The organism is Limosilactobacillus secaliphilus (assembly GCF_001437055.1).
Classification (GTDB): Bacteria; Bacillota; Bacilli; order Lactobacillales; family Lactobacillaceae; genus Limosilactobacillus; species Limosilactobacillus secaliphilus.
This window is the reverse complement of the sequence record NZ_JQBW01000009.1, coordinates 25,917-43,311: the sequence shown is the minus strand read 5'-3', so window position 1 is coordinate 43,311 and position 17,395 is coordinate 25,917. Positions and strand designations below refer to the sequence as shown.

Below are 17,395 nucleotides of genomic sequence, written 5' to 3'. Positions count from 1 at the left end.
ATTATCACTCCTGCTTTAGCTTTAGCCGTTTCTGTTTACTTGTACGTGTTGCTTTGACGACATCGTATAATTGGTAGCCACTCTGACGATAAAATTCACGCCCCAACTGTTTTTCCTGGGCTTTGGTTGGTACAACGTCCTTGAAATCGTGGTAGGCCTTGGTGAATTGTGCCGGATTGATGCCGACCTCGTAAGCATCCGCGACTAGGTTAAACAAGTGCGCGACCTTCTCGATTTCGGGAACTGACCAACTAGGATCAATCGGGTAATTGATATTTTGTTCCATTAATATCTCCTCTTTCTTTGCCTATTTTATCATCATCACTTCTGATACGGGAGAGGGCCGATGAATTTACCTCAATTAATGTGATAGACTAAAAGAAATAGTTTAAAAAATTGGAGGTTACCAATTTGTACTTAATGAAAGATATCGTCCGTGACGGTGATCCTGTATTACGCAAACGGGCACAAAAAGTTGCATTTCCCCTCTCAAAGAAAGACCAGCAGTTGGCACACGATATGATGGAATATCTGGTCGTCAGCCAGGATCCAAAGCTTTGTAAGCACTATGGCTTGCGTGCCGGTGTTGGTTTGGCCGCCCCACAAGTTGGGGTTTCCGAACAGATGGCAGCTGTTTTGGTGCCAGCGGAAGACACTGACAATGATGGCAAACCCAATGGCGATCCCCTTTTTAAGGACGTCATCATCAATCCGGTCATCGTCAGTGAATCGGTTCAGTATGGGGCTTTGACCGAGGGTGAAGGCTGCCTGTCAGTTGACAAGGATATTCCAGGCTATGTGCCGCGTCATGACCGGATCACGCTGCGCTACCAGGACACCGAAGGCAAGGATCATCAAATCCGCTTGAAGCATTACCCAGCAATCGTCTGCCAGCATGAAATCGACCACCTGCATGGGGTACTCTTCTATGATCACATCAACAAGAAAGACCCATTTGAAGCACCTAAGGACACGGTCTTATTCAGCTAAAATAAATTGGTTGCGGCCTGAGCCTATAACAAATTTGAACAATCGAAAAACTCCATCCTGGATACAATCCAAGATGGAGTTTTGTCGTTAATTAACGAGCAAATTATTTACTGCCAGCATCCAACTTATGAAGGTCATGGACGTATTCCGCGGTCGCTTCATTCATGATGTAGGTAACATCAATATGCAAAACATTTTCGAAGACCCACCAGTCAGTAATCATGAACGGTTCCTTGGCGCCACCAAAGCCCAGCACACCTTCTTTTTTGGCACAGCGGTTAAGCGTCGATTGAAATGTTTGCTCCTCCATCTGTTCTTGTGATTCGCTCGGCATTTGCTTGAGGTCGATGTCATACTCAAACGACATCACCCCTTTGCCCCAAATATCAGCGACCAGCTTGGAATTGCCAAACCGGTTCTGACCAAAGAGGGCTTCACTGGCCGCGTAAACGACACGATCGGTCTGGACCTGTGCCTGGTGTTGAACAATCCGAATCGCTCGCTTAATCATAAAGCGGTGAATCAGTTCGTATATTCCCAGAACAATCGCGATCGCAATGATGATAATGATGCTTAATTTCATCTTTTCCACTCCGTTCTGTTATCTGTGATAAGAATACCACAGTTGTAATAAGGGCTGAATTGTGCTAAACTAGACTAGTATTTAAACGAATTAACATCATTAAGAGGAGACCTTTATGACTTTCAAAGTTTTTTATCAACCTGACAAGACCATGACCCCTCGTCGTGAAAACACCAAATCTTTATACTTGGAAGCATCATCCGAAGCGGAAGCTCGTCAACTGGTCGAAAACAACACTGAATACAGCATTGAATACATCGAACTGTTAGATGAAAAATCTTTGGCTTACGAAAAAGAAAACGCAGATTTTAAGCTGACCAAGTTCTAAACATTTGACAGTTTAATGATCACGGGGCGTTTCTGACGGCCCGTTTTTTCATAGTTAATCTGAGGAGATAAATCATGCGGTATTCTTTTATCGTTAATCCAATTGCAGGCAGCGGCAATGCCAAGCAAGCTTGGGGTAAGCTCAAAAACTACCTCGATCAGCAGAATCTTGATTACGATGTCAAAATGACTCACTATGCTGGTCATGCCGAATACCTGGCAAAAAAGATGACTCAGGAAGACAAGCAAGAGCGAGTCGTTATCGCAGTTGGCGGCGATGGGACTTTGAATGAGGTATTAAACGGTTTGGCTAAAGCTGGCAATCCGACTCACCTCCCCCTGGCCGACATCCCCTGCGGGAGCGGTAATGATTTCGCCCGCTCCTACGGTATCAGCAAGGATCCGATCGAAGCCTTTCAACAGATAGCGAGCGCAAAGCAGGCTAGCAATATCTATGTTGGCTATTATAAGGAAGCCATCAAAAACACTGAGGGCTTCTTCGTCAACAACTTGGGCGTCGGCTTTGACGCGGCCATCGTCAGTCGTACCAATCACTCGGGAGCCAAAAAGCGCTTGAACCGTGCCCACCTTGGTACGTTTTCCTACCTCGCCAATGGTCTGCATGTCTTATACGACCAACAACCCTTCAGCCTGAGTGTCGAAGATAGTCGCCATCACGATGTCTTCAACCGCGCTTTCATTTGTGTGGCCAACAATGGCGCTTATATCGGCGGTGGCTTTCAGGTCGACCCAGCCGCCTCGATTCATAATGGCGAAATGACCTTAGTCGTGGCTGAACGGAAGAATTGGCTACAGACTCTCTGCATGATCTGGCAACTGGTGCGGGGTAAACTGCCCCAATCCCGTTTTGCCCATTATTACCATGGCAAACGGATTCATTTCAGTACTGATTCGCTGGAATTTATGCAGGTCGATGGCAATGACTGCGGTAATCGCTTCCTTGATTTAACGGTCAAATGCCAGCAATTCCCGTTTTTACAAGTACCTTTATCTAATAACTAGACTGGTTGATGATCTTTGTTTAATATCAGCTAGCTATTATAAAAACCTCATTATTCAGTGCCATTCTTATAAAATTTTATTAAGCACGCGTTAAAAAAGACTTTTCTAAACTTCAACTTGCTAAAATGAAACTAAATCGTCAAGCGAGGTGAAATTCAGATGGTCTTTCTTTTTTTTCACACCAACGACCCCTCTAAACGGAAGGCGGTCCGTTGGTTAACCCAACATGGGATTGCCATTACACAAAGAAACATTGAAAAAGACCCACTTTCCCCCGTTGAAATTCGGCGGTTGCTTAGTCTTTCCCTCAATGGCACGGATGATCTAATTTCAAAGCGCTCCCGTGACACTAAGATGCTCAAGATGGATCGCCCTTCAGTAACAATCAATCAACTAACCGATGCCATTACGACCAGTCCACGCATCTTAAAGAATCCGATTATCTTTGACGATTCCAAATTAGTCACCGGATTCGATCAGGAAAAGATGGGAATCTTCATTCCGAAGAAACAACGCCGCTTAGAATTATCAGAAATGTTGGCAAAGTTCACCCAGAACAATCACCACATTAAGTTAGCATAACGAAAAAATCCTCTAGCAATTCTTTTGCTAGAGGATTTTTTAATTCTATTATGAATCTATGAATCGAATCCTACTTGAACAATGGTTGCAGTGATTGGTGACTGTGGATCCGCGCGATCGCGTCACCTAACAAGCCGGCAACAGACAGCTGAACAATTTTTGCTGACTGCTTTTCTTTTGGCAAGACAATTGTGTCCGTTACGACCAGCTTTTCAATTGGTGATTCTTCAATCCGCCCAACGGCACCATGGGAAAGAACTGCATGGGTCGCTGCGGCGTAAATGTGTTTGGCACCACACTTCTTCAGCAAGCGAGCCGAATTAGCCATCCGCGAGCCGGTATCGACAATATCGTCAACAATGACAGCCGTCTTGTTGTCAACGTCACCGATCAGCGTTTCTGGCACCGTTTCGTCGGCTTGTTCACGATTTGCCTGATCACGTTTGTCGACAATGGCGATCGGCACGCCACCAATCTTCTCGGCAAACTGACGAACTAAGCTAACACCCGCATGGTCAGGAGCGACGATTACCAAATCATCAACGGTTAATCCCTTACCCAGGAAGTAGTTAATTAAAACCCGAGCGCTGCGCAGGTGATCAACTGGAATATCAAAGAAGCCTTGAACTTGTGGAGCATGCAGGTCAATGGTGATCAGCCGGTTAATTCGATCATCCTGCAAAAGGTTAGCCACCAACTTCGCGGTAATTGGTTCACGGGATCGTGCTTTGCGGTCTTGCCGTGCGTAGCCATAGTATGGCATGACAACGTTAATCTTCGCTGCACTGGCCCGACGCAAAGCATCCACCATGATCAACAATTCCATCAAGTTCGTGTTAACGGGTTCAGAGACGGACTGCAGAACATATACTTCACAGCCACGTACACTTTCGTTAATCTCAATCGAAATTTCACCATCCGCAAAGTGGCTGACCGTGCAGTCGCCCAGCTGCAGGCCGAGATTATCCGCCACTTTTTGTGCCAGGGGCAGGTTAGAATTCAAAGCAAACAGTTTTACATTTTGGGCATCTTTAATTTGACTCATTCTTCGGTATCCTTCCATCACATGCAACCTGAAACACTCACATTATTACAAGAAAGTTCAACATTTGCAAGCAACTTTTAAAAATCGTCCGGACTTACTCCATCCATGCCAATCATCGGATCAATCAGCCCCTCTTCAATCGCTGCCGCAGTCAAATGGTCGGGCAAAGAACCCGGCTTTGACGATTGTGTCACGGTGTTTTGCGCTGGGGACACCTTGTTCTGGACAGCCGGCTGTTGTTGCTCAGGGTCAAAGCTCAGCCCTTCACCAGTCGTTAAGTTCGGATCTTGACTAGTACCAACTTTCTCTACAGGATTCTTGGCTTGGCCAGCGTTTTCTTTCTTTAGCTGCTTGTCTTGCTTAACCTTCAGCGTCAATTCGATGGCCCGACTCAACGAGGTCTGCCGGTACTCGGTCGGCGTTTTAGCACAACGAACAAATGCGGCCGGGTCCCCAATCATCATCAAGGCCTGCGACGACCGGGTGACCGCCGTGTACAAGAGGTTACGGTGCATGATCGTCGGCGCATTTAGTGACCGAGGGAAGTACTCATCGACCATCGGCAAAATCACCACTTTCGACTGGCTCCCTTGTGACTTATGAATGGTCATGCAATAAGCCAGTTGCAAGGCGTTGATTTCGTTAGGCCGTGTGTACTCGACTTCCTCGCCATCAAAGTTGACCACAATCTTGCGCTTAGCCCGTGACTTGCTGGAGCCATGCACAACATTTTGCCCCTCGATCACGTCAATGATGCCCAAATCGCCATTAAAGACGTCACGATCTGGGTCATTGACGGTCTGCATCACTTTGTCACCAACGCGGAAGGTCGTGTCGCCGTTCATCAGGGCCGGTTTCTCACCGTCGTCAGGGTTCAACTGAGCCTGCAAGAACTGGTTCAAAAACCTCGTCCCTGCTAGTCCGGCATGGATCGGGGCCAAGATTTGGATGTCCATCAATGAAAGCTTGAAACGGTCCCGATACAATTTGACGGCCTGGCTGATCATCTGGCCGACGTTGGCGAGTTGCGCATTAAAGAAGGCGCGGTGCGAGTAAGTGTGTGGATCCTTGGGGGCAAAGGTCGCCGCTGTTACCTCTCCCCGGTTGATCGCCCGGGCGAGCGGAATGATCGACGAGTTCTTGGCTTGCCGGTAAATATGTTCCAGACGAATTTGCGGCAGTTCCTTGACCGTCAGCAAATCATGGAAGACCTGTCCCGGGCCAACTGATGGCAGCTGGTCACAGTCACCGACCAAGATGATATGGGTCCGGGTAGTCACCGCCGATATCAAGGCAGCAAACAAGGCGGCACTGGTCATCGACATCTCGTCCACAATCAACAGGTCACAGTCAAGGTCATCAAACTTCATCTGGACCAGTTGCGACTCACTAACATCCGCCGTCAGCCCCAGCAAGCGGTGGATGGTGCTGGCTTCGATACCGGTAACGCCATTGATTTGTTTGGCTGCCCGCCCAGTGGGTGCAACTAGGATAATGTCATCCGCACTTTTGTTTGGGTGGAGTTTTAAGTAAGTATTGACGATCCCATCGACAATCGTTGTCTTACCAGTACCAGGACCACCCGTTAAAAGCAAAAGCGGCTTGGTTAAAGCCATCCGAATTGCCTTCTCTTGGATTTGGTCATAGTCGGTGTCGGCCTCCTTCTCGGCTTCTTTTAAGGCCGCTTTGAACTTTTGGTCATCCAGTTTGACCGGTTCAGCTGACATCAGCTCACTCAGTTTGGCTGCCGTTGACCATTCGGATTGATAAAGGGCTTGCGGATAGATGCCGGTTGCTTCATCTTCGGCGGCCAAGTGACGTTCGATCAACTCATCAAGCGCCTGCCGCACTGCCTGACCATCAACCGCACCCCGCAACAATCGTTGAACACTGTTTGCCAATAAGGGCCATTTAACGTATGTGCAGCCGTCGCGATTGGTAATGGCCACGAGACTGTATAAGATTGCGCCCCGCACCCGGCGTTCATCGGTGGGCCGTACATGATAGCGCGTTTGGGCCAGCTGGTCGATCATACCGAAACGAATGCCGGCTGCCTGCAGGTCCACCGCCAGCTGGTAGGGGTTGGTCTGCATCACGCTTAAAGTCTTGGCGCCATACTGATCAAAGATGAGGTTGACCTGACGTTCGTTGAAGCCATCATCCTTCAAGGTTTGGATAATTTTACCCGTCGTGTTGCCGAAATCGAGTTGCTCAAAAAAGCTGACCAACTCAGTGCGATCATTGTCGTTCAAGCCGGTGACGTCAGCGAGGCAATGCGGGTCATCCACCACTTGGCGCATGGCGTCATCACCCAAACCATCGAAGATCAACTGTGGACTCTTCTTGGGATACTTGAGTTTTATGTTGTGCAAGCGCAGATAGGTGGCGAGCTGGCTGGCCGTCTGCGGCAAAACCACATGGCAGCCGGTAGACGCAAATTGCAGACCGTAACGCTGGTCATCAACGACCCGGCCTTCGAATTCATAGCGGTCGCCCTCGACGACATCACCCAGCTGCCCCTTAACGGTGATTGAATCCGTATCCCATTCAAACTTGGTGTCCTCGACTTCCACCGCCAGAATGCGGAACAAGCCCCGTTCAAAGATGACCACAGAGACTTTGCCGATCAACGACGTGGGCCCCGTTGTGGTGACGGATTCATCATGTTGAACTGGTTGATTATAATCAGACATTTTTCCCTCCTAGTTCAAATGTCGATACGAAGTGGCCACAAACTGCCATTGATGACGCGGATTCCGCTTGAAGTGCCCCAGGAAACGGTAGGCATGACCAGCCTGCAGACGACCAAAATGGCCAACCACATCAATTTCTTTTTCCGCTAATACAAAACTGCTACTGGAAACGTTGACCCGGTTGATACTAAAAAAGCCATTGACGAAGGCCACTCTTTGAACGACTCCCTCCAATGACTCTAACGACTGATCATTACTCTGATTAGTCATTTTTCTTTAATTTGCGCAAGGCATGTTCAATGTCTGAGATGCGCTTTTCACTCTTCTGGTAGTAATCAAGGTCCAGTTGTTTGGCCTGTGCCAGGTACTTCTTGTAAGGCTCGCTTAAAGCCATGGCAACTAAGCCCCGGTTGAATTGGGTGTCTGCCCGACCCGGGTGGTGCAGCAGAATCTGGTCATAATACTGCTCTGCCTGCTTAAATTCGCCCAAGGCCAGCATTGAGTCACCAAGCACCTGATTAATTTCAAGATCTTCCGACCGTAATTCATAGGCCGTCAAACCATAAGCAACCGCCTGCTTGTACTGCTTTTTCTTCATGTAGCTCTGCGCCAGCATCAAGTATGAGTCAGCCTTCAAGCGGTCATCATCGATCTGATTGTAGTACTTGATGGCTTCGTCAACCTTTTCGACTGAGTAGTAGAGGTTACCCAGGCCGTACTTCAGCAGGTTAATTGCCTTCTGGTCACCCTTTTTCTCAAAGATGCCCAGGGCCTTCTGGAACAATTCCTCAGCCTGTACATAGTCGTGGAGACGGGTCAACAAAGAACCCAAATCATAGTAATTATTAAACTTCTCGGGGTTGGCATCAATGGCCTTCACCAAACGATGAACTAATTGTTCGCTCTGCTTCTTTTTTGCTTGTTCGTTTTCCATTAACTTTCGCCCCTCTCAAATCGTATCTGTCGGGTCCACATGGTCTTTGTGCAGGTAGCTGGTGTCATTCCACTTTACCAAATCAAAATGACGACCATCATTCGTCTGCAGAATCGTCGTTGATGTGTTGCTCAAGCCGCCACGGTCTTTCAAGTGGGCTAAGGGTGCGCCCAGCAAACCATTAATTGCGGCATTCAGTGCTGCCCCATGGGAAACAACCAAAACGTTACCCTGAGGATATTGTTGCGCATAATCACGCACCGCAGCACCCAATCGTTTGATCACTGACTGAAAACTCTCGGAATCGACGACTTTAGGATCGTAGCGGTCGGGATGGTGACGAAAGGCATCTAAAACCTGCGGCCACTTCTTGGCAACGTCTGCAAACTTCATGCCTTCCATTTTACCAAGGTTAAATTCAGCCAAGCGGTCATCAATGGTTAATGGAATGTTTTTGCCCAGAGCTTCTTTCAACTTGGTTGCAGTCGTCTTTGCACGCGGCAACGGCGAGGAGAAGATATGGGCAATCGATACGCCCGCCAGTGATTTAGCTAATAATTTAATTTCCTGATAGCTTTGCGGCAAAAGCGGTGAATCACCATTGGCTCCTTGGTAACGCGAGTCTAGATTCCACTGTGTTTTTCCGTGTCGAATAAAATAAAACTTCGTCATTATCCCACCATGTGTCCATAAATTAAATCACGTCTATCATACCAGACTTTCATTCAAATTTGTGACTCATTGGGAAAGAAATCACAAAAGCGCAAGTATTTGCCCCACCTGGTTGGTCAAAAAGGTGCCTTTACTGGGTCAAATGCCCCACCGTCACTAAATATACTGCAATTCGCGTTCGTGATCGTAGGCCGCATCGATGATTGCACTGCCCAGGCATTCAGGACCGTCATAGAAGACCACGGCCTGACCGGGTGTGATGGCGCGTGCCGGTTCGTCAAAGGTCACAACGACACTCTGATTGTCTTCGCTGATATCCACGGTGACTCCTTGATCGACCTGACGATACCGGAACTTCGCCGTGCAGTGGAAGTGGTGACCATAACGACTGACCACATCGTCAACCCAGTGAATGTCACTGGCCTTCAAGTGGGTTGCGTACAGGTGCGGGTTATGGTAACCCTGCCCCACATACAAAACGTTCTTCTTGATGTCCTTGCCAATCACGAACCATGGCGCGTTGCTGTGTCGGTTACCACCCAGGCCAAGGCCGCGCCGTTGACCAATCGTGTAGTACATCAAGCCTTCGTGCTGGCCGACCACTTTGCCATCGACGGTCTCCATCTTTCCGGGCTGAGCAGGCAAGTACTGACTCAGGAATTCACGGAAATGGCCATCTTCACCGATGAAACAAATCCCTACCGAATCCTTCTTATCAGCGACTGCCAGACCGGCTTCACGAGCAATCTGCCGCACTTCTGGCTTAGTGTAGTTGGCCAACGGGAACATGACATGGTCCAATTGTGCATGGTCCAACTGACTCAGGAAGTAGGTTTGATCCTTGTGCTGGTCCTTAGCCCGCATCAGGTGCATCCGGCCCTCTTCATCACGGCGCAAATCAGCGTAGTGACCGGTGGCAACGTATTGTGCACCCAGCTGATGGGCGTAGTCGATAAAGGCTTTAAACTTGATTTCCTTATTGCAAATAACGTCGGGGTTCGGTGTCCGCCCCTTCTTATATTCGGCGATGAAGTACTTAAAGACGCGGTCCCAGTACTCCTTTTCAAAGTTCACCGAATAGTAGGGAATACCGATCTTCTGGGCCACTTTGCCCACATCTTTGAAGTCTTCGGTTGCTGTACAGACCCCATTCTCATCGGTATCATCCCAGTTCTTCATGAACACCCCGACAACGTCATAGCCTTGCCGCTTGAGCAACAGAGCAGTCACTGAAGAATCGACTCCCCCACTCATTCCGACAACGACACGGGTGTGTGAATTATCTTTCATGCTGTTCACCATCATTTCATTCTCGAATTTGGAGCAATTACGATTGAAGGTCGCATGTCCAGTTAATTATTCTAACAAAAAGTCAGTAAAATTGCAGTTGCCAAGCATTAGTCCTCGGTAAAGATGCCCCGTTCTACCATCTCATTCAGAATAAAGCGCAACTGGGTGGTCAATTCGTCCTTGCGAGGGCCCTTGAAAATATTAATTTTGGCAAAGCCATTACTGTTGACCGTATCCATCTTGAAGCCGCTCAAATCGCCAGCCACTGTAATCTTCAACCGCGCGTAAGGCTTAAACGGATTATGACGGTCCAAGCTACCACTGTACTTGTAGTTGCCCCGGGCCGTCTTTTCAAAGCCCAAGTCGATCAACGTGTATTCCTTAATCTCTGGACTGATGCTGTAACGGTGCGTATCACCAGCTAATTGGTTGCTATGTGTAAATTCCATTATTAAGCCTCCAAATTATGGAACAGTTGCAAAAGCATCTTGGCAGAACGCTGCCCAGCCTGAATGATAAACTCATCGAAGCTGACACCAGCGTCCTCATCGGCTGTATCTGACATTGCCCGCACAACCACGTATGGAACCTTGTGATCACATGCAACTTGACCCACCGCAGCGCCTTCCATTTCGGCAGACAAGGCATCTGGGAAGTAGTGCTTGATCTTTGCAATGGCTTCTTTGCTGGAGACGAATTGGTCACCGGAAACGATCAGGCCCTTTTCAATGTTCAAACCGGTTTCTTGACCAGCAGCGGCCAGGGCGTCGACCCACTTCTTCGATGCAGTAAACCGGGCCGGTTGTCCTGGCAGTTGACCATATTCGTAATCAAATGCCCGCGCGTCCACATCATGGTAGGCGGTTGCCGTTGAGATGACCACGTCACCAACATGTTGGTTTTGACCAATCCCGCCAGCTGACCCAGAATTGATCACTACATCAGCAGCAAAATCAGTGATCAGATGTTCAGTCGTAATCCCGGCTTCGACCTTGCCAATCCCTGATTCGACCAAGACAACAGAGACTCCATCAATGGTCCCACTGTAGTAAATCTTGCCGCCAACATCGGTCTGGCTGTCCGCATCCAAGTGTTCCAACAAAGTTTTCAATTCTTCCTGCATTGCGCAGATAATGCCAAATTTCATTTTTTCCTCCTAACCGACAAAAAACAGGATCAAGTAAACAACGATAATCGCGGCCACGAGCCCCGCAATGATCAAATTCAGTTTCTTCTTGAGCAGGCTGGTTTTGTTGGCCTCTGCCAATTCATGATCTTCATTCAGCTGCTCTTCGCGAGTCTTCTGACCGTCTTCCACAAACGAATCAGTTTCAGGTTCATCCGGCTCGCTTCCTTGATCACGGTCTGCTTGAAATTGGCGGGCTTCCTGTTCTTGTTGCTCACGGTATTTCCGCCGCGTCATGTGTTTTTCTTCGTCCGTCATCTGTTAATCCTTATTGAGTGATGCCCAGTAGAAAATCGCCAAGACGGTCTTCATGTCGTTGATCTTGCCATCCTTCACCATTTGCAGTGCCTCTTTTTGGCTGACCGTAAAGCGTTTGATTTCTTCATCAGCGTCTTGCGGTAACTCATTAGCTACCGGGTGTAAACCTGTCGCCATGTAGATGGTCATGTATTCATCACAAAAGCCAATCGAACTGTAGGCCCCCGTAATCTTCTCCAAGTGGTCGGCAGTCAAACGGGTCTCTTCATTCATCTCCCGCATGGCTGCATGACGCGGATCACCATTGTCACGGTCATCCAATTTGCCGGCCGGGATCTCAATTGACACGCTGGCTACAGGTGCCCGCCACTGCTTCTCCAACAGCATTTCGTTATCATCGTTAATCATCAAAAGACCGATCGAAGGGACGTGACGCACAATTTCACGCTTTGCCGCCTGGTGCTTAGGCGTGACCACGTCCTGAACATCGACCTGAATCAGATGACCGGTAAAAACACGCTTGGTAGATTGTACTTTCTCTTCGAAATCCATTTCATTCACGACCTTTATTGAATTACCCTAACGTGCGCTGCCTGTTTGCTCCGGGCACCAGGAATCACCACTAATTGAACCTTGGCCCCCGGCCGCATGAAGCGACGCGAACTCTTTTCAATGCCGCGGGAATGGACGAATACGTCACCCTCATCCTTGATGGTGATGAATCCCCAGCCCTTTGCTGCATCATAATTCTTTACCGTTCCAATCATTTTGTTCATCAACTTTCCAATTTTGCTATCAAAAAAGGACTGTGACTTTAATGTCGCAGTCCCTGATTGTAAGGGCTACTTTAAAGCTAAGCCCCATTTTACACCATCAGCTAGTTAATTTCATAATTTGGCAGATTAGTCTTCGAGTCCGTCTTTAACCGTTTCAGGGAAGTTTTCACGGACAATCTTAGCACAACGAGCACACAGAGTTGGGTATGCTGAGTCGCTGCCCACGTCTTCCTTGGTCATCCGGCAACGTTGACAAACCTCACCCTTGGCCTTGCTGATCTTAACGGCTGAACCATCATTGAAGCTTTCAGCATCTTCAGGCTTGTCAGCTGCAGCTAACAGGTTCAGGCTGGAAACACCTAACAGCAGGGCTGGGTCATAGTTCAGGCCGTCAACCACTTTGCGCTGGCTTGGCGTCAAGTACAGGTCAGCATGTGCTTCCAGAGAACGACCAATCATCTTGGCGTTCCGGGCTTCTTCCAGACCCTTCAGCACGTGTGAACGCAGCGACATGAACTGATCCCATTGTTCCAGCAATTCCTCTTCGCCAGCAAAGCTCTGGGCAGCAGGAATGTCGGTCAGCTGAACGAATTCTTCTGGTTCATCCAGGTACTGCCAAACTTCTTCGGTAGTGTGTGGAAGGATTGGCGTCAACAGTTTAGCCAACTTGACTAAGATGTCGTAGAAGACCGTCTGCATGGAACGACGAGCATGGGAATCCTCGGCTTCGATGTACAGAACGTCCTTAGCAACGTTCATGTAGAATGCGGACAGGTCGTTGTTGACAAAGTTGATCAATAACTTGTAAGCATCCAGGAAGTCGTACTGGTCAAAGTCAGACCGCATTTCCTTCAAGAAGTGGTTGAACTTCACCAGCATGTACTGGTCGACACTGGTCAGTTTGTTGTAGGAAACCGTGTTTTCATTGGCGTCGTAGTCAGAGGTGTTGGCCAGTAAGAAGCGGAAGGTATTCCGGATCTTCCGGTAGGCTTCAGAAATCTGTTGGAAGGTACCCATTGATACCCGGACATCGGCAGACGTATCAGCACTCATGACCCACAGACGGACGATTTCGGCACCCATCTGTTGAACCACCTTGGCTGGTGAAATCGTGTTGCCTAAGGACTTGGACATCTTCTTGCCATGCTTATCCAGCGTGAAACCTTGTGACAGGATAGCCTTGTAAGGTGCATGTCCAGACACAACCACGCTAGTAATCATACTGGAGTTGAACCAGCCACGGTATTGGTCGGAACCTTCCAGGTAAAGATCACATGGGTAAACCAGGTTGTCACGTTCAGCCAGAACCCCTTGGTGTGAAGAACCAGAGTCGAACCAAACGTCCATGATATCCGTTTCCTTAGTGAACTTGCCATTTGGTGAGTGCTCACTAGTGAAGCCGGCTGGCAGCAGGTCCTTTGCGTCACGTTCGAACCAAACGTTGGAACCATACTTGCTAAACAGGTCAGCGACGTGGTTGATCGTTTCTTCCGTCATGATTGGCGTGCCATCTTCAGCATAGAAGATCGGCAATGGGACACCCCATACACGTTGCCGGGAAATTACCCAGTCGCCCCGATCCTTCAGCATGTTGTAAAGACGAACCTTCCCCCATGATGGGTGGTATTCAACTTCGTCAACTGCCTTCAGGATCTGGTCACGCATCTTGTCGATGGAAACGAACCATTGGTCAGTTGCCCGGAAGACGATCGGCTTCTTGGTCCGCCAGTCAAATGGGTAACTGTGCTTCAGTGGTTCTTCCAGCAGCAGCGCATCGTTTTCCTTCAACAACTTCAGAGAGATGTCGTCGGCCTTTTGATAGAAGACGCCGTCAAATTGTGGACCATTTTCCTTGGTCAGTACCCCTTGATCGTTCATCGGTGCCAGGATTGGCAGACCATACTTCAAACCAAAGTGGTAGTCATCGTCCCCATAACCAGGAGCAGTGTGGACCAAACCAGTACCGGTATCATCAGTAACGTAATCAGCCAAGCCAACCAGCAGGGTACGGTCCATGTATGGATGCTTAGTAGTCATCTTTTCCATGTCCTGGCCCTTGAAGGTCTTCAAGACATCGTAGTGTTCCCAACCCAGCTTTTGGGCAACGGTTTCCAGCAGGCTGGTAGCAACAACAAACTTGCGACTGCTGCCATCCGGTTGAACCTGTGCATAATCAAACTTCGGGTTAACCGCAACGGCTTCGGAAGCTGGGATGGTCCATGGGGTAGTCGTCCAAACGGCCAAGTAGGTATCCTGGTCCAACAGGCCTTTACCATCAACAACTTGTTCAGCAAAGAAGGCCGTCTTAGCAACGACATCATGATATTCAACTTCGGCTTCAGCCAGTGCAGATTCAGAAGACCATGACCAGTAAACTGGCTTCTTAGCCTGATAGAGCAGGCCCTTCTTGGCAAAGTCACCAAATACCCGAATCTGAGCAGCTTCGAATTCCTTGGCCAGCGTCAGGTATGGATGATCCCAGTCACCACTGACACCCAGACGCTTGAAGCCCGCCATCTGCCGCTGAACTTGTTCCAGCGCATACTTCCGACACAAGTCCCGGAAATCAGTCGTCGACATCTTCTTCCGGTCATAACCGGCCTTCGTCAGTTGGTGTTCAATTGGCAAACCATGAGTATCCCAGCCAGGTACATAAGGTGAACGGTAGCCGGTCATTGACTTATACCGGACGATGAAGTCCTTGCTAATCTTGTTCATGGCGTGACCAATGTGAATGTCACCGTTAGCGTACGGGGGACCATCATGCAGGATGAAGGTCGGCTTCCCTTCGTTTAACTTTTGCCGTTGTTCATAGACCTTGTTTTCTTCCCAAATTTGTTCGCGCTTGCCTTCAGTCTGTGGCAAGTGACCACGCATTGGGAATTTAGTTTTGCCCAAGTTGAGTGTATCTTTGACTCTCATGGCGTCTCCTCCTATCTCTTAATCATTATTCAATTGCTAAATTAAAACAAAAAAGCTCCGTCCGATCAGGGACGAAGCTTTTTTCGTGGTACCACCCTAGTTCGAAACAAAATGGATTGTTTCCTTAGGCATTTAATAACGGTAATGAACCGGTTACCCCTACTATTCAGGGTAACTTTCCGGACTGATAGGCTATCAAGGCTTTCACTGGTCTTTCACCAATCACCAGTTCGCTGAATGCCACACTCAATAGTCGCTGTGTCCGTCATCAATTTAGCAAATGAATTACTTAGCAGCAGAATCGCTATCTGGGAAGATGACCACTGTCTTGCCAGCTGCCTGTGGGTTGTCAACCGTGCCACTTGCAGAAGCCGGTTGAGCAGCAGAAGAAGCTGCACTTTCTGGGCCATCACTGAAGATAGGTTGATCTACTGAAGTTACTTGGTCAGATTGTACACTCGCAGATTGAGAATTGTCAACCTTGTTTCCTAATGACTTTTGAATTTCTTCGTACTTGTCAGTGTCATCATTGGCTAACAGCCGATCCCAGTCGCTGCTCTTAACAACTTCCAATTGGGATTCCAGCATAACCTGCAGCCGCTGCCGGAAGATCCGGGTCTGCTTCTTCAGGTCGTTGGTTTCGGTAACTAACTTGCGCGTAGAGTTAGCACTGTCTTCAACCACCGCGTTGGCCTTATCATTGGCTTCAGAAACAATGTCAGTGGCCTGCTTCTGGGCTTCACGCACCATAATTTCGGCCTCTTTCTTGGCATTGTTCTTAACCTTATCGGCGGCCTCTTGAGCCACCAGGATGGACTTGTTCAGTGAGTCCTTCAAGTCAGTGAAGTAACGCAGCTTTTCCTTGTCGCCCTTCACGATTTCCTGTAATTCACGATTTTGGTCGCTTAACTGACGCACCGTGTCAGCAACTTCCTGCAGAAAGCTTTGGACTTCTTGTGGGTTGTAACCACGCATTTTGTTATCAAAACTCTTGTTACTAATTTCATCTGCTGAGACTGTCATTTGCTTATCCTCCAAATCTTATGCATTAATCACTGCTAATGCGATTTTTAATTTTTGTTTTTTATTTTTGCCCCGTAACGCGGTCAACTTAATCCGCCCGCTATGACGGACCGAAACTTGGTCATGGACAGCTAATTCATAATCGGGCCGGTCGATCTCTTCCCAATTGACCCGCACCATGCCATGTTCAATCAGGTTTTTGGAACGGTTCCGGGAATAATTGAATGCCGTGGAGATCACTACGTCCAGCCGCAATGAAGACACTGTGCTGTCGAGTGGTTCCCAGTCGTCGGTTGGATGAACGAGTTGGTCCACATCAATCATGATCAAATGAACATGGGTTTTACCGATCCGGTCAACCTGGCTGCCAACATAAGCGGTCATTTCGCGCTTGATGAAAAACTGCCAATGATTATCCTCATTCAAGATATCACCGAAAGTATCACGCTTGATACCGGATCCCAGTAAAGAACCCATAATCTGGCGGTGATGAAGTTCAACAAACTTTGACGGGTAGTCAACTTCAATCAATTGCAGTTTGAAATCATCTTCCGTCGGCTCGAAATAATCAGGATAGATCAGGGCGCGTTGCATCTCCGCTTCTGGATAGCCACCCCAATGACGCAGCTTCAATTGATCCTGCGCATTCACTAGTGTTTGCAGGATATATAGCTGACGCGGATTGAGAAAATCAGTCAACACGGGCCGGTACTCACTGCTCGCGGTATTGATTAAGCTCATCATCGAATCAATAAAAGGAACCTCGTCGGGACGAAAATGCTGTGTAATATTTTCGTTCGCCATGATTGCCCACCTAAAGCCAGCTTGCCAATCCAGTGACTCCTAACTGCACAAACCAGAGGACCAGCAGTGCAACGACCGGGGCAAAACTAATGCCGCCCAGTGGTGGAATCACGCGTTGGAAAAAATCAAGATAGGGTTCAACTAGCCGGCTTAAAAACTCTCCCAGTTGTGTGCGTAATGCACCTGGGAACCAAGTCAACAGACACCAGACTACGATTAAAAAGCCGTATAAATTCAATAATTTAGTAATCGCCCAAACAATAAAACTAATCACGTGTCCACCTCTT

The 17,395-nt window shown here is 48.3% G+C and carries 21 protein-coding genes and 1 other annotated feature; of the genes, 4 read left to right on the top strand and 17 right to left on the bottom strand.

Annotated elements, in window-relative coordinates; translation table 11 throughout:
• Positions 1–4: 4 nt before the first annotated feature.
• Complete coding sequence (locus IV45_RS03830; RefSeq protein ID WP_057740862.1) at positions 5–286, bottom strand: UPF0223 family protein; 282 nt, start codon at positions 284–286, stop codon at positions 5–7.
• A gap of 125 nt (positions 287–411) precedes the next feature.
• Here IV45_RS03830 and def point away from each other — a divergent pair, with 125 nt between their 5' ends.
• The gene (def, locus tag IV45_RS03825; protein WP_057740860.1) at positions 412–990 is read left to right on the top strand and encodes a peptide deformylase; all 579 of its coding nucleotides are present in this window, start codon (positions 412–414) and stop codon (positions 988–990) included.
• A gap of 103 nt (positions 991–1,093) precedes the next feature.
• On the opposite strand, the gene IV45_RS03820 is transcribed toward def, so the two are convergent.
• Complete coding sequence (locus tag IV45_RS03820; protein WP_057740858.1) at positions 1,094–1,573, bottom strand: hypothetical protein; 480 nt, start codon at positions 1,571–1,573, stop codon at positions 1,094–1,096.
• Between the two features lie 115 nt (positions 1,574–1,688).
• On the opposite strand from IV45_RS03820, the gene IV45_RS03815 reads away from it, so the two are divergent.
• The 3 genes from IV45_RS03815 to IV45_RS03805 all read left to right on the top strand — a co-directional run bounded on the left by IV45_RS03815 (position 1,689) and on the right by IV45_RS03805 (position 3,505).
• Complete coding sequence (locus tag IV45_RS03815; RefSeq protein WP_057740848.1) at positions 1,689–1,901, top strand: DNA-directed RNA polymerase subunit epsilon; 213 nt, start codon at positions 1,689–1,691, stop codon at positions 1,899–1,901.
• Between the two features lie 74 nt (positions 1,902–1,975).
• A complete protein-coding gene (locus IV45_RS03810) occupies positions 1,976–2,923 on the top strand; it encodes a diacylglycerol/lipid kinase family protein (protein ID WP_057740846.1) in 948 nt (315 codons plus the stop codon).
• 159 nt (positions 2,924–3,082) lie between these two features.
• Complete coding sequence (locus IV45_RS03805; RefSeq protein WP_057740844.1) at positions 3,083–3,505, top strand: ArsC/Spx/MgsR family protein; 423 nt, start codon at positions 3,083–3,085, stop codon at positions 3,503–3,505.
• 70 nt (positions 3,506–3,575) lie between these two features.
• On the opposite strand, the gene IV45_RS03800 is transcribed toward IV45_RS03805, so the two are convergent.
• From IV45_RS03800 to IV45_RS03730, 15 genes are all read right to left on the bottom strand, one after another.
• Positions 3,576–4,550 (bottom strand): ribose-phosphate diphosphokinase, encoded by a 975-nt coding sequence (locus tag IV45_RS03800; RefSeq protein ID WP_057740842.1) that lies wholly within the window; start codon positions 4,548–4,550, stop codon positions 3,576–3,578.
• 77 nt (positions 4,551–4,627) lie between these two features.
• Entirely contained in the window at positions 4,628–7,243 is a 2,616-nt protein-coding gene (gene recD2, locus IV45_RS03795; protein WP_057740840.1) for an SF1B family DNA helicase RecD2, read from the bottom strand.
• A 9-nt stretch (positions 7,244–7,252) separates the two neighbouring features.
• Positions 7,253–7,513, bottom strand: coding sequence for a YrrC family ATP-dependent DNA helicase (locus tag IV45_RS03790; protein WP_157051202.1), 261 nt, complete (start codon positions 7,511–7,513; stop codon positions 7,253–7,255).
• On the bottom strand, positions 7,506–8,177 hold the full coding sequence (locus IV45_RS03785; protein ID WP_057740837.1) for a tetratricopeptide repeat protein: 672 nt from the start codon (positions 8,175–8,177) through the stop codon (positions 7,506–7,508). The genes IV45_RS03790 and IV45_RS03785 overlap by 8 nt, the downstream gene beginning before the upstream one ends.
• A gap of 15 nt (positions 8,178–8,192) precedes the next feature.
• A complete protein-coding gene (locus tag IV45_RS03780; protein ID WP_057740835.1) occupies positions 8,193–8,849 on the bottom strand; it encodes a histidine phosphatase family protein in 657 nt (218 codons plus the stop codon).
• Between the two features lie 156 nt (positions 8,850–9,005).
• The gene (gene mnmA, locus IV45_RS03775; protein WP_057741205.1) at positions 9,006–10,139 is read right to left on the bottom strand and encodes a tRNA 2-thiouridine(34) synthase MnmA; all 1,134 of its coding nucleotides are present in this window, start codon (positions 10,137–10,139) and stop codon (positions 9,006–9,008) included.
• Positions 10,140–10,246: 107 nt separating this feature from the next.
• A complete protein-coding gene (locus tag IV45_RS03770) occupies positions 10,247–10,588 on the bottom strand; it encodes a cysteine desulfurase (RefSeq protein ID WP_057740833.1) in 342 nt (113 codons plus the stop codon).
• A 2-nt stretch (positions 10,589–10,590) separates the two neighbouring features.
• The gene (locus IV45_RS03765; protein WP_057740831.1) at positions 10,591–11,286 is read right to left on the bottom strand and encodes a 5'-methylthioadenosine/adenosylhomocysteine nucleosidase; all 696 of its coding nucleotides are present in this window, start codon (positions 11,284–11,286) and stop codon (positions 10,591–10,593) included.
• A 9-nt stretch (positions 11,287–11,295) separates the two neighbouring features.
• Positions 11,296–11,583 (bottom strand): hypothetical protein, encoded by a 288-nt coding sequence (locus IV45_RS03760; protein WP_057740829.1) that lies wholly within the window; start codon positions 11,581–11,583, stop codon positions 11,296–11,298.
• Between the two features lie 3 nt (positions 11,584–11,586).
• Complete coding sequence (locus tag IV45_RS03755; protein WP_057740827.1) at positions 11,587–12,135, bottom strand: NUDIX hydrolase; 549 nt, start codon at positions 12,133–12,135, stop codon at positions 11,587–11,589.
• A 14-nt stretch (positions 12,136–12,149) separates the two neighbouring features.
• Positions 12,150–12,350, bottom strand: a complete 201-nt coding sequence (locus tag IV45_RS03750) for a cold-shock protein (RefSeq protein ID WP_057741203.1) — start codon at positions 12,348–12,350, stop codon at positions 12,150–12,152.
• Between the two features lie 135 nt (positions 12,351–12,485).
• The gene (ileS, locus tag IV45_RS03745; RefSeq protein WP_057740825.1) at positions 12,486–15,281 is read right to left on the bottom strand and encodes an isoleucine--tRNA ligase; all 2,796 of its coding nucleotides are present in this window, start codon (positions 15,279–15,281) and stop codon (positions 12,486–12,488) included.
• A gap of 64 nt (positions 15,282–15,345) precedes the next feature.
• Positions 15,346–15,559: a binding site (T-box leader), on the bottom strand.
• Between the two features lie 7 nt (positions 15,560–15,566).
• Positions 15,567–16,304 carry a DivIVA domain-containing protein gene (locus IV45_RS03740; protein ID WP_057740823.1) on the bottom strand — a complete coding sequence of 246 codons (738 nt, stop codon included), beginning with the start codon at positions 16,302–16,304 and terminating at the stop codon, positions 15,567–15,569.
• 18 nt (positions 16,305–16,322) lie between these two features.
• Entirely contained in the window at positions 16,323–17,108 is a 786-nt protein-coding gene (locus IV45_RS03735; RefSeq protein WP_057740821.1) for a YlmH family RNA-binding protein, read from the bottom strand.
• Between the two features lie 10 nt (positions 17,109–17,118).
• Positions 17,119–17,382, bottom strand: a complete 264-nt coding sequence (locus tag IV45_RS03730; RefSeq protein WP_191980008.1) for a YggT family protein — start codon at positions 17,380–17,382, stop codon at positions 17,119–17,121.
• Between the last annotated feature and the right edge of the window lie 13 nt (positions 17,383–17,395).